The 13,952-nt window shown below is 56.3% G+C and carries 7 protein-coding genes; all 7 read right to left on the bottom strand.

Going from position 1 to position 13,952, the window contains the following annotated elements; genetic code table 11:
* Window positions 1–532 (bottom strand): hypothetical protein (locus KJQ12_RS15320; protein WP_213485630.1); only part of this gene is annotated, 532 nt, incomplete at its 3' end.
* Between the two features lie 43 nt (window positions 533–575).
* Entirely contained in the window at window positions 576–7,088 is a 6,513-nt protein-coding gene (locus tag KJQ12_RS15315; RefSeq protein WP_213485629.1) for a glycoside hydrolase family 78 protein, read from the bottom strand.
* Window positions 7,089–7,092: 4 nt separating this feature from the next.
* Window positions 7,093–8,364 (bottom strand): S-layer homology domain-containing protein, encoded by a 1,272-nt coding sequence (locus tag KJQ12_RS15310; RefSeq protein ID WP_015253161.1) that lies wholly within the window; start codon window positions 8,362–8,364, stop codon window positions 7,093–7,095.
* A 327-nt stretch (window positions 8,365–8,691) separates the two neighbouring features.
* On the bottom strand, window positions 8,692–9,165 hold the full coding sequence (locus tag KJQ12_RS15305) for a hypothetical protein (RefSeq protein WP_213485627.1): 474 nt from the start codon (window positions 9,163–9,165) through the stop codon (window positions 8,692–8,694).
* Window positions 9,166–9,324: 159 nt separating this feature from the next.
* Complete coding sequence (locus KJQ12_RS15300; protein ID WP_015256544.1) at window positions 9,325–10,050, bottom strand: response regulator; 726 nt, start codon at window positions 10,048–10,050, stop codon at window positions 9,325–9,327.
* A gap of 17 nt (window positions 10,051–10,067) precedes the next feature.
* On the bottom strand, window positions 10,068–11,258 hold the full coding sequence (locus KJQ12_RS15295; RefSeq protein ID WP_425315984.1) for a sensor histidine kinase: 1,191 nt from the start codon (window positions 11,256–11,258) through the stop codon (window positions 10,068–10,070).
* Window positions 11,259–11,289: 31 nt separating this feature from the next.
* The gene (locus tag KJQ12_RS15290) at window positions 11,290–13,929 is read right to left on the bottom strand and encodes a stalk domain-containing protein (protein WP_213485625.1); all 2,640 of its coding nucleotides are present in this window, start codon (window positions 13,927–13,929) and stop codon (window positions 11,290–11,292) included.
* Window positions 13,930–13,952: the final 23 nt, after the last annotated feature.

Genomic DNA, 13,952 nt, shown 5'->3' with positions numbered 1-13,952 from the left:
AGCGGGCGGGCGCGGGCCCGGCCGCGCCGAGGAGGGCGAGCGCTTCGCTGCGCAGAAGCGCTCGCCCCTCAAGCGCGGCGGCGGCTTCCCGGGCAGCCGCCGCCAATGCCCGGGCCTCCTGCTCACCGGAAGCGGAGGCCTGCCCGAAACGCACAGCCGCAATGCGGCGCACATCTCCCGCCGGCTGCTCCCGGCCGAAGCTCCGGTTCAAGCCCGCAAGCCCGGGCCAGCCGCTGTGCGGCTCCGCCTCGCGCACACAGGCGCGCAGCAGCCGGGCGGCTCTCGCTTCGCCCTGCACGCGCCCCGCCCGCCGGGCGAACAGCTCCGCCGCGGCGAAGGCGCTGCCGAGCGGCAGCGGCTCGTCCAGCAGCAGGACGACATCCGCCCGTCCGCTGGTGCGTCTGCCCAACGCAGCTTCCGCCGCCCTGCGAAAATCATCATCCAGCCGATAAGCCAGATCGACTTCCCGGGATATCGTCACGCAGGCCGCCCAGCGGCCTCCTTCAGCAAAAGCATAGAGATATCCTTTCATCCCCGCTTCTCTCCCGTCTGGCCGCATCCGGTGCCGCCGTCACCTACTGCACCCGATGCACCGACACGGCTTTGTAGATGTTGCCGATGATCCGGACCGGCACCGACGTCTCTTTTTTCACGCCGTTGCGGTACACGACCTGAAAGACAATCGTATGTTCGCCTTCCCGGATCTCTCCATCAAACGACATCCAGCTTTCGTCGTGCAGTTCGCCTTCATACCGCAAACCGCCTGCATTTGTCAGCACCACTCTTTTACGGATCGAATCCCCCGTCTTTGACACGGCTCGCAGCTCCGCCGTCACCTCGTTCGCCGGCGCCGCCGAAATCACCGCCGCAACGCGCATGATCTCGCCCGAATAGAAATCTTTCGGATCGTGCTCGACCTCATGCCCCGCTGCCGCGTGTTTTTCTCGCCACTCTGGCGTATGATGCACTTCTCCCTCAATGATGAGCGGCAGCACCGTGATAGGTTTCGTCACGCTGTCCGATGCCCCTTTCGGGTCACGGACCGTGAGGGTGACGTTGTAAACGCCGGTGCGATTTTCCGTATCCGCGCCAGGAATTGCGAACGCTTGGGTCGAACCGCTCCGAGTATATCCGTTCGGCCCGCTGACCGACCATTGATACGTCAGCGGATCCCCATCGGGATCAGTCGAGCGGTCGATCAACGTGATCGTATCCCCTTCATATGCCGGTTTCGGTGACCAATCGAAATCCGCCACGGGCGGCCGGTTCGTCTCGATGTAGAAATACTTCGGCCCGCTCCAATCGCTCCAATCATAACCGTCATGAACCCGTACCCGGATGTACATCGTCACTCGCTCCGGCAGGTCGGCAGTCGGCACCCAGTTCTTCGCGGTTCCGGATCTTGCGCCGGTGTCGCGTTCAAGCGAGCCGTTCGTGCGATAAATCTGCACCTGGTATTGCGTCTGCGCGTCGCCGTCAGCATCCGAGTACGTCCATACGAACGTCGGCCGCAGCACATCAAACTTCGTCGGATTGGCCGGGTCCGCGCTTGCGGGCGTCGTCACGTTCGCCTGGGGTTTCCGGTTCAAGATCGTCACCGTCTGGATCGCCTGGTCGGTCTGGCCGAGCGAATCCCACACCACTTGCCGAATCCGAAACGTGCCGACCGTATTGAACGTCTTCGTCCAGCTCGTCCGGGATGCGCTCGCGAGCGACTCCGATCCGCCGTTTACATTGGAGATGTAATATTCATGCGGCAGCTTCGTCCGGTCGCCGTCTTCCTTGTCCCAAGCCGTCGAATCGATCGTTACGGCAACGCCGCGATAAGTCGTCGCAGGATTCACCGTAAATCCGGCATGCGGCGGTTCGTTCGGAGCTGGAAGCTCATGGACCGTAATTACTTGCTCGTAGTAATCGCTCCATGCGCCGTACTCGTCTTTTACCGCCATGCCGACCGTATAAGTCCCGGCTTCTCTCGGCACCACCAGCTTTTCCATATGGACGGCTCCGCTCGGCGTAATGTAGTAATACTTCCGTTCAAAAATGCCTCGCGTCGTCTGATAATTCTTCCCGTCCTCGGGCGGAGAAAACTCGCTTGCGCTCGCCCATCTGTCCGGATCGTAACTGGTGTCGTTAAACCTTACGGTTTTGTCACTGTTCAAGGACAGCGTAAAGCGTGCGACAGGCCGCCGGTGGACGATGATGCGCTTGCCGAACACATTGGAAGGCTCGCGATACTCATCGAACACCTTGCTCGGGTAACGGTAGTCCGGATGCGGATCGTCTTTCGCCGACAGCCGCACTTCGTAGAGGCCGACTTTATCGAAATAGATCTGCCCCTCCGAGAACGTCTTATTGTGCAAGGCGGAAAGCCCTTGGTTGAGCATGAACATCGGCGTGTGGACATATGTCCATTGATACGAGCCGGCCGGCGGGTCGCCTTCCGGATCGTTGAACTTGATGTTTTTGTACTGGATCTCGGCCCTTGCGGAACCTTCCTCCCAAATGGCATATTCCGCGTCCCAAATGATTTCATCCGGAACAACTTCTTTTACCGAGACCGGTCCGAATCGGACATACGATTTGTCGCTGAACGGACCAAATTTGCCGGATGTGAACGTGCCGTCCGTCACGTTGAAATAAGGCACGCCGTTGACAAACAGCTCCAGCTTGTCGCCGGCAAACTTGACCTTGAACAGCACCTTCACCCCATCCTGGAAGGGGTAATTTTGCTGCGCCAGCACCGTCCGGTTCCCGTTCACATACTTGGACAAATAGATGGTGGATCCATTCGTCTCGACCGCGTAACGATTGGCCGCATTCGCTGCCCTGAACGACATGCCGACCAATTCCCGATCGACATCCGCATCATCCAGGGACAACGTAAAGGTGATCTCATGATCCTTGACGTTGTCGGGCGAGAGCAATTGACCAAGGGTAAGTCCCGGACCTTGGCGCTCACCCCCAACCGGAACCCCGACGTTCAACCACGGGTAAAAATAAAAGCTATAGGGACTAGCAGTACTTATCATCATGGACAGCAAGATGCCATCCCCGACATATTGCGAGTTCATGATACGCTCCGCAGCGGTAGCCATGTAGCCGTCGTAATCAATTATGCCTCCCGCGGTAAATGAAAACTGCGATTGTCCGTCCCAGGTATAGCCATTATACCGATTTTGGTTCCATGTGAACTTGATCCCATACGGTGTATAGGAGTACGGCGTCGTTTTCGTTGATCGCATCTGTTTCTGGCCAAAAGCGTCGATATCGAAGTTGGTGCCTTCAAAATCAAAAACCAGATTGGGATCAAGCGTGCGCACAGCGCCGGTATCCATATTTACAGCCTGAAGGACTTTCGTACCGTTCCATTCGTTCGTGTATTTATACGTCCGGACGATAATTTCTTTCTGGGCCGAATTGACAACCATGTCCGGAATATCAACAGCGGTATCGGAAATATTGGGTTTAAAATCCGTTCCTTCAAGCTTGGTCCGCCATACGAGATTGAAGTCGGGGTCAAACTTCACCAGATACACAGAACCGTAGTTTCTCGACTCCATGGAGCCGTTCATACAGTTGTGTTCTTCATACATATAGGTGTTTTCATTAAGATCCTCAAACGCAAGTTCATAGTTATAAGCTCCCGAGCACGTCAGGTACGGTTGCGGAGGATTGATTTGGATCGGCGGTATTTCTTTCGTGCTTTTAAGATTCAAATGTCTGTCATAGGTGTGGGCTGAGAGCTTTTTAAAGTCGGAATACCAAATGACCAAATTCCCGTTTCGGGAAAATCCATTGTTCAGGGTGTTATAAAAATAATCGATTCTTTTCTCCAGCCCGTTTGCAATCATCTCACCCGTTTTTAAATCATAGGAGATGATCGTTTGCCCGTTTTTCGTATAAATTTCTCCATCACTTTTTAAGCAGGAACAACTCCATTTGGCGATTTGATATACGGTATCCTCCGTTACAAAATACTTGTCTGGCGTAAGGGTAACGGGTGCATAGCTGACACCAGGCTTTCGTTCGTTTTCTTTCACAAATTCAGGAACATCTTTCCAGTCCCGAACCTCCGCATAATACTTGATGCTTGGTGCGTTCAAGATGTAGTCATAGTAAGAGCCATCGGGCAGGTCGTGTCTTAAGCCCACAATCGATCCATTTTTCACTTCGAAATTGTATTCATATCGGCCAATTTTACTTTTGTTGAGCGCAAAGAAACGGCCATTATGACTGAAATAGACGTGTGTAGGCGTCGAAACGAAATTCGGTTTATTGGAACTGATGCCGAAAGCTATCGGGGTCCATTCCCCTGTACTGGGATTTGGAACAAGCAATGGCTGACTGAGGGTTTTATTCGGGTCGGCTGCACCGATCGGCCGATAAAGGTTATAGCCATTCTTCCCGTACCCGGCATCAGCGAATGGCGGAAAGAACGCTATAATGCCTGTTGGGTAGTACAGTCCGTTGCCGTATAACCGCTCATTCTTTTTACCGGTTTTTCCGAATAATTCCGTATCACTGAAGCTCCAGCGCATCCGCTTTCCGTCCAGCGCGCTGGTACTGTTGACGCCCGTCAATGTCCAGTTGAACATTTCAGCCGGCGTATAGACACGCCTGAGCGACAGATCCGGCTGCGGGTTCTTCCCTTCCAACTCAAAGGAGACTTCCGGTGGAAGGTTCCGAACGTCCATCATCGTGACTTCAACCGGATCGGACAGCGTATCGTCGCATTTGCCGTAGTCCTCGCAAACTTTGACGTAGAACTGGTATTTCCCGACCCGGTTCGGCTTGAAGACAGCGCGGGTCATATCCCCCGTCATGTCCGTCCACGGATCATCATCGAAGCCGTTGTTCTCGTCATCGTAGCGCATTTTGTACTGTACGGATGCGATTTTGTCTCCGTCCGGGCTGTACGATTTGTTGTACACGTAGTATGTCTGGCCGCGAATGCCGCGGGGTTCGACTTCGAGCTTGGCGACCGGCGGCTCGTCCGGCAGGACGATGAGCTCATGCACCGCCGGCTCAAGCGACCGCAGGCCGATGCTGTCGGTGACATAGAGCGTGATGGTCTCCTTGCCCGGCTTCGTGTACACATCTTTCAAGTTCGTCCACTCGTCCTTCGAGTGGTCGATCGAACGTCCGACAGGGCTGTAGCTTTTGGCGCTGCTGAACGGCTGCGGCAGCGGCCGGCCTTCCTTCACTTCTTTCGGCCCTTCGATAACGGCAACCGGGTTCGGCGGGATGACCCGGATGTACGTCGTCCTGGTGGTTGTTGCTCCGAATGCATCCCGCATTGTCGCTTTGACCTGGTGATAGCCAATGCCGTTCATGACAATGTTGTGGTATCCGTCGCCGTATTCGGGATAATTTTGCGGGATGGTTTTGGCCCAGCTTGAGCTTTCGGAAAAGTCGAAGCCCAGAAATTCCAGCGGGTCCCCGTCCGGATCATACGGCGTCGGAACGCTCGGGTCATTGATGTAAATCAGGTGCATGACCGTGCCTTCGACAACTTCATGAACCGGCTGGGTCGGGTTAAACGGATAGACGAAACCAATCTCAAATTGGGGAGGATTGTTGCCGCTCGGCCCGTTCACGACAAGCGTATGCGTAGCCGGCTGCGCCGTTCCGCAATCCTTCGTCCGGATCTCCAGTGTAATGATATGGGTTCCGATTCCGATAACCCGCGGATACGTGCTGTAAGAATACGAATGGCTTTCGCTTTGGCTGTTCGCCCAGGATGTGTAATAGGTGTCGCCATTCCGCTCGATCTTGTACCGGTGGCTGTCATAGGTGCAGCCCCTGAACACAAAATTTTTCGGCTTAAGTTCGAACGGTTCACGGAATTCAATAATAGGTGGCAGCACGTCAAAATCGCCGGTGAAGTTCTTGTTGGGATCCACCCCTTTGAACGATTTGGATACCTGGTTGTTGTTCTCGTTGCTCTCCGCAATCGCGTTGGCGCTGTCCACCACAAGCAGGAACGTCTTCTGCTCCGCGGACGTGAACGTGTAGGTGAAGTTTATGGAATACTCTCCCGGCTCGCTTGCCGGCTGGCTTGCTAACTTTAATTCCCCCCCATCGACCATGATTTTCACGTTATAGGGTTTTCCCGTCGTTTTATTATCCACCCGCCATTTCGCAGTAAAGTTCGTCGGTTTGCCGACTTCGATCGGACCGTTCGCCGTAATGTCCACCGCTACCAAGTCGGGTCTCTGGGTCTGTTGCTCTCGATATACGCCAACGATGTCCGTACCCCCTACAGCAACGGTCGGATTGCGGGTCTTAAGACTAGGATCACCCTCAAATTGCGGAAAATGTTCAACCTCCGGCTTCAGCTTGTACCGGATATATGACTTGTACAGTTGGTATGTCTTTCCATCCCGGCTGATGGTATCTGACAGCGTGTAGCTGAACGGTGTCCCGGCCTTCACGCCTTTCACCACGTTTTCAGGAGGGCGTTCCTCCACGGTTGAATCTGCACGGACAAGCCGTACTACGGCGTCACCGTCATACTTCGGCGACTGGAAAGTGATCAGATTATCGAAGCGCATGCGCAAATTTTCCCGTGTCGCCTGGGACCAGTTCTCCGCAGCCAGTATCTGATCCAGCGTGTAGAACAGTTTCCCCGCGTTCTTCGGGCTGTTCTCAATGCGGAAGATCGAGTGGATATAAACCGTCTGACCGTCCACGGCATCGAGCAGATCGGCATCCTTGAGCGCCTGTTCAAGGACAGTCCGGGGCACGGCGAAGAAGGTTCTGACATCCTCGCCCGGACCCGCATTGGGCGGGTCCTCCCTAATTTGAAACCCCGGATTGCCATCATTGTCTAGCATCACGCCGTGCGTATAGGCCAACGGATTTCCATTCGTTGGCACCTTCGTCACGGTCCAGCCGACCGTCCGATAGCTTATTTTATCTGGACTTGCCTTGACATCGTTGGATGATCCATCAAAGGTATCGGTAGCCTCGTTATATCTGAACATCATTTCACTTGCCTCGGCTTCCCGGACAGGAACGAAGGGCAACGTGAAAGGTGCGAGCAACGCCGCGATCAAAACATATGAAAACAGCTTGCGACGCATACCGTCACTCCTTGATGTTAAAATCGTAATTCCAGAAGAAGGTTGAATACACATGCCCCACTCGCATATCCGTCAGCGTATCCGGAAGAGTGACCATGTTGCCGAGTTCGATATCCGCGTAACCGCGATACCACCGTCCGATTTCGAATCCTTCCTTTGGCTGAAATGACATGAAGAACACGTCTTTCGGATTTTTCGCATCGACAATTTTAAACTCCACTTTGGCCCGAATGAACGTGCGATACAAATCGTCATTGACGATGATGGATGGCTCCAACCGGACGTTGCCAATGATCCGGATTTTCTCTTTCCGTACTTTCTCGGCGTAACGGGTGTAGAAACTGTCGATGGCATCTCTCCGGGCAAAATAATTGCCTAGATCGCCCATCTCCTTCACCCAACGCTCGTCAATCGTCCGGTAATCGACGTTCACCGCCATATTCAGCCACTGCTCCGCGTTGGGCAACCACTTGTCGATGTTTTCCCGTTTGTAGGACTTCAATCGTTCATGGAACTGCCTTGAAGTTTCGCCCAATCCATTCGGAAAGAACTTCTTGTTGTATCCCATCTCGTACATGGCGTTCGGGATGCCTTCGAGGATATACGGATACTCCGTCGCGTTTTTCGGAAGATTCGTCGTCCGAATAACTCGTCCCCACGGATCGGCTTTCAGCCCTTTCGCCTTCGCGTGTGCTGCGGCATCGACAGGCAACCCGTTTCCGGAACGTAACGCCAAAAGCCGCTCAATGAACGCCGCAGCTTCGGCGCGAGATGTGTGGCTGCTCAGTCTCAGATCTCCGTCGAGTCCTCGCAGTAACCCTGTCTCCGTCGCCAGTCGAACTAATTCGATTTCTTCCTTGTCGATATGTGCTGTATCCAGCGCCTTGACCGACAGCCGAATCAGCTCAAGCCGGGTAATCGGAGCGTCGTAATTGAGGAAGTGAAAGTCATCATCCTCCAAAATACCAGCTTTGCGCAGCGCATTGTCGTATGACTGGTACCACGGCTGACTGAGCCCTTCAGGCTGAAGTTTCAGCGCTACGGCCAGCATCTTGACGAACTCGGAGCGTGCAACATCCTGATTGGGACGGAACTTCCCATCGGGATATCCAGAGACATACCCTTTGGACACGGCGCTTTCAATCACCGATCTCGCCCAATGCTCCTTCCCCACGTCCGGGAACATCTGGCCGCTTTCCTCTGCTTCCGCTGCAACATTAATAGAAGTAAGCGATATAATGGCAACAACCCCGAAAATCAGCAGTTTCTTGAACATCTGATAATAGCACTCCTTTGCGTCATCTTACTGTTTAAAATTCATACACAAAGCGCATTCGCAGACTCATGCATCTGCAGCCGCAGTCCCACGCCCATAGCACCAAGCATACACCCTTTGGTTATCAACCCGCTTCCATTCAACTTTTGTCGACAAGTTCAATATTAGACGATTATCACCAATTCTGGAACATTGATCCCACAAAATTTTAAGAAAAAAACACCTGTCCCGCGCCAAACCCGCGAGACAGGTGCTTCCTGTCCGTAGTCAAAATTTTGCTTACATTATATGATATCCATGCCTGAAAAAGCAAGATATCTATCGCATTTACGGCAGCATCGCCACATCCGCCGGATCGCTCAGATTGATCAGCAGCGTGCTGTCCATGCCGCTTTCGGAATCGGCGAAAGCAAGCGAAGGCATTGCCGGCCGCCGGCGCAGCCACTTCTCCTTCAGCACGGCCGGATCCCCGGGATTGCCGCCCTCTATGCCGAAAATCTCATCCGGACGGACAACGGTTACCGCACCAACCGCGCCCGCCCGGCGATCGAACCGTTCCGCAATGGCCGCGGTGTCGTCGGTTGACCGGCAATCGACGAGGGTGACGCGGACATCCCGGCCGGTGCGGAGCGACCAGCGGCGAAGCCTGCGCAAATACCACTCGACCCGATCCCCATGATTGCCCGCGAACAGCACCACATGCATGCCGGCGCGCCATCCCGGCAAATGACGGGCGGCCATCCTCACCGCCAGCGCAGCGAAGGCGTAGCAGCCGATGATCGCAAGCAGCATCCACCACATGAGCATCCGCCTCCTTCGTGCCATCAGCATATGCACGCGGATGCCCATTCGTGATGGCAGGCATGACAAAAGCCCCCGCGCCGAACCGGGACGGATCATGGCTTTTCATCGATCCGCTTCCCGTTCCGGCAACCGGGGGCTTGTACGCCGGCGCGCGGTTTACAGCGTCACCCATCCATATTTGATGGAATTGATGACCGCCTGCGTCCGGTCGTCGACTTCCATCTTCTGCAGAATGCTGCTGACGTGGTTCTTGACCGTCTTCTCGCTGATGAACAGGTGCTCGCCGATCGCTTTGTTGCTCATGCCTTCGGCCATCAGCCGCAGCACTTCCGCTTCGCGCCGCGTGAGCGGACTGTTCTCGCCCGCAACGAACTTGACGCCCGACTCCTTGCTGGCGGCCGCACCGGATACGACGCCCATCTCGTCCAGATACGTCATCCGACGCAGCTGGTTGATCAGCTTGCCTGTCACCTTCGGGTGTATGTACGCATGGCCTTCCGTGACGGAACGGATCGCATTCACCAGCGATTCGGCTTCCATGTCTTTGAGCAGATAGCCGGACGCGCCTTTGCGGAGCGTCTCGAAGACATAGCTTTCATCATCATGAATGGACAGAATGATGACTTTCACATCCGGGAACAGGTCGCGCAGCCGTTCGGTGGCCACGACGCCGTTCTCGACGGGCATATTGATATCCATCAGCACGATATCCGGCTTCGTATGGTTGCAGAACTCCAGCACCTGAATGCCGTCGCTGCACTCGCCGATTACTTCCAGATCCTCTTCCATGTTGAGAATGCGTTTCAGGCCTTCGCGGAACAGCTGATGATCGTCCGCAAGCAGCACTTTGATCTTGCGGCTGCCCGTAGCCTTGAGGTCCATGATGATCACGGCTCCTTTCACAAATCCGTACTCACAGGTATGGAAATCGTGATTTTCGTCCCTTGTCCTCTGGCGGATTCGATATCTATCTTGCCATTGAGCAATTCCACCCGTTCGTGCATACCGATCAGTCCGTAGTGTGAACTCGTTTTCGACCGGGCCATGGTCTGTTCGACATCGAACCCGACGCCGTTGTCCTGGATGACGATCAAAATCCGCTTCGGAAAGAACGTCATCTCCAGACTGACGTATGTCGGAGAGGCATGCTTGAGCGCGTTGGAGAACGCTTCCTGGACAAGACGATAAACGGCGGCTTCCATGGCGGACGGCATCCGGAGTTCGCGGCCTGATGTTTCAAACACCGCGCGGATTTTCGCTTTCTCTTCGAAATCCTGCACAAACTTCCGGAGCGTCGGCACCAGCCCCAGATCGTCCAGAGCCATCGGCCTCAGATTGAAAATGATCTTGCGGATTTCTTCCAGTCCTGAGCGAACCTGACTTTTCAACTCCATTAATTCTTCCTGCACCAGCTGAAATTCCTGCTTCATCATCATTCTTTCCGCAATTTCGGTCCTAAGCACTAGATTTGCCAAGGACTGGGCAGGGCCGTCGTGAATCTCGCGCGCCATCCGCTTTCGCTCTTCTTCCTGAGCCAAAATGATCTTGAGTCCGATGAGCTGACGGTTCTTTGCCGATTCCAGGATGCGTGTCACCTGGTTGAGATCGCCGGACAAATATTCCAGCACGACGTTGATCTGCGAGCTGATCGTCTCCGCCCGCTCCACGGACACCTCGACGCTTTTGATCCGCTGCTGCAGTTCGTCCCGGCGCGCTTTCAGGTAGTACTCTTTCTCCCGGTACATGAGCAGATCGAGCTGGATCCGGGTCGCTTTCTCGTAGGCGCTCTTGATGTCGGCTTCCTTGTAGCGGATGAAATCCTTGCTTACCTCGACCAGCCGCATGCGCGCGCGCCGGAATTCGCGTTCCAACTCGTCTACCTTGTCGATCGTCTCGCTCGTTTCTTTCTTGACCCGCTCAAGCTCCTGCCGGAGCGACAGGAGCTCCTGGCGGGCCGATTCGGCGATCTCGAAAATCTGGTATTTGCTCTGTTCCATCACCGAGATCGCATTTTTGATAATGCTGTCGATGTCGTTTATCCGGACGTCCACAATGACTTCCGCACCCTCTCGCGATTGGGTTCCTACCATCTAAATATACCATAAAATGATTCGCGGTTCGTCACTGGATCGTCACGGTGTTGTTCTCCTTGTTCCAGTCCACCCGAAGTCCGAGCTGTTCCGACACGAGCCGGATCGGGACGAGCGTCCTGCCCTTTTCGGCATACGGCTGCGCGGGGGCGCTCTTCCGCTCACCGTTCACGATGATCGTCTCCTGACCGAACCGCAGCTCCAGCAACCGGTCTCCGCGCAGCACCGTCACTTTCTTCGTCTGCGCATCCCAATCCGTCGAACCGCCGAGCTGGTCCGCCACGAAGCGGAGCGGCAGGTAGGTGACGCCGTCTTTCGCGAACGGCGCGACATCCAGGGTTACCGGCTGTCCGCCGACCTTCGCCTGCCGGGAGCCGATCGCAAGCACGACAGTGCTGCTCTTCTGTTCTCCGGATGCGGCGGGATAATGCAACACAATATCGTCAAAATAGACCTCGCCGTACGCCGGCCGATCCGCCTGCCCCTCCTTGGGAGAAGCGACATACAGACTCTTGAGCTTGACCGGATAGACGAGCGGATAGGCGGTCAGATCCGCGGTCAACGTTTTCCATCCGTGCCAGTTGAGCGATTTCGCCAGGTCGACAAGGTGGTCCTTGCCGGCCGCGTCCGTAATCATCGCGCGGACCATGTGGCCGCTGGCGTCGCCGTACACTTCCACCGACAGACGGGTCGGCTGCCCCGGCAGCGCGACGCCTTGGCCATTGAACATCGCGTAAGCCGCTTTCGTCCGGTCTTCCGCGCTCGTCGAGAAATCGTACTGCAGCCGCAGCGCCGTAGATGTTTCACGTCCCGGCAAGCCGGACACGAAGCCGGTTCCGGCCGTCACTTCCGACGGCACCGAAGACGGCGTGATCGCAAATTTGACGTTCTCGAAATCTTCGAACAGCTGCTGCGAACTGCCCGCGGTCAGCGTCAGCAGCGCCGAGTAGCCGTCATAACGGGCGATGGCGTAGCCGGTTTTGACGCCCTCTTTCACCGCATGGATGTTGATGACTCCGTCCTTCGCCGTCCCCTCGAAGCCGCGGAATTCCCATTTCACGCTTGCCGCGGGAACGGACAGCTTGCGGCCGTCCGCGAGCTCCACGGATACCGGTACGCGGATCGAGGCGCCCGGCGCAAGCTCCGTCTGCGAGGCGGCGATCGTCATGCGGACGATCTGCTTTTCGCCGATCACTTCCAGCGCCAGCTTGTCCGATATGCTGCCCGATTTGACGGTCAGCGTGCCGGTGCCCGCCCGGGCCGGCTGAAGGACGTTGCCCGTCAGCTTGCCGAGCTCCGGCTTGTCCAGGCTCCATGCCGCGGACATTCCCGCCGGATCAAGCGGATTGTAGTATTCGTCATAAGCTTTCAAGGCGTACTCCGCCTGCTCGCCGATGAACAGCACCTGTTTGCCGGATATCGAGATGCCGAGCAGCTTGCCCTGCGGCGCGCTCGTGTATACACCGATGCCGTTCACGACCGGCCGCTGGTAGGTGCCGGATCCGCCGTCTTCCGTCGCGTGCGCCAGCTGCGTTTCGAACTCCCCGAGCGGCCGGGCGATCATCGTCGTCGAGCCGCCGCCGTCCAGATTGATGCCCCGCCATACGCCGAGCATGACCAGGATTTGCTGAAGTTCCGACAGGGTCGCGCCGGCGCTGGAGCCGCTCTTCTCGACCGTCACGAGATAGACGGTTTTCTTGTCCTGCGAATAGCCGATGGCCGTGCGGGCTCGGTCGGCGTTCGGACTCAGGCTCGAGACGCTCCGCGAGAAAGCAGCCGGAGCGCCGCCGTCCACCAGAATCGTATGGCCGCCGATCATCATGCTCCAGTCATTGGCGGAATAGGTCATGCCCGACGTTTCCGATTTGATGAAATATGTGGCCGTCACCGGCATTCCCGGCTGCAGATTATCCAGGATGAACTGCGCCGCCTGGCCGTGGCCGCGCAGAATATATCCGTTCTCCGGCGGCTGAACGGGCAGGGCCGCCTTGTCGGACACCTGCACGACAATCCCGTCCTGCACGAGCGCTTCCGTCGGCGTCGTGCCGCTATTGCCCGGCCGCTCCGCAGCCGTCCAGCTGCTGGTGTACATGTACAAGGCATTCGCATGGCTGGCGCTGCCGTCCTGCTTCCAGTACGCCGCCTCGTTCACGCCGCTGAGCTCGAATTTGGCTCCGTTCGCAGCGACCACGCTGCCTTGCATGGTGAATCGGTCAATGACCGGCAGACGGCTGGACGTAATGCCGAACATGTACATGCCGTCGAGTTTGCGCGCCGTCTTGAGCAGTTCCCCGCTCGTAATCTGGAAACCGAACGGCACCGCCTGACTGCTCGACATGTCAAAATAATCCGCGTTCACCCCGGCGACAGCGCCGCTCTCCTTCACCATCGTGCCGACAGCCGTTTTGCCGGGCAGCGTGCTTCCCCCCGTCATCGCATTCAGCGACACATAGGGGTTGGTCATATCGATCGCAATGACATGCACCCTCGTCTTCCCGTTCGCTTCGCCCTGCGCCGGGATGAAGTCATACGTGCGCCGAACGGCGCCGGAAGTGACGGGAGATTCTCCCAACAGGAGCAGCTGGGGCGATGCTGTCGCACTCGCCGACGATGTCTTGCTCGCTGCCGATGCCGTCCATGTCAAGTTGCCCGCGACTGGCTGCAACAGCATCGCGGCTCCGATTGCTCCGGCCA

Origin of the sequence: Thermobacillus xylanilyticus, from assembly GCF_907165215.1 — a bacterium.
Classification (GTDB): domain Bacteria; phylum Bacillota; class Bacilli; order Paenibacillales; family Paenibacillaceae; genus Thermobacillus; species Thermobacillus xylanilyticus.
This window is presented reverse-complemented; position numbering and strand designations above follow the sequence as displayed.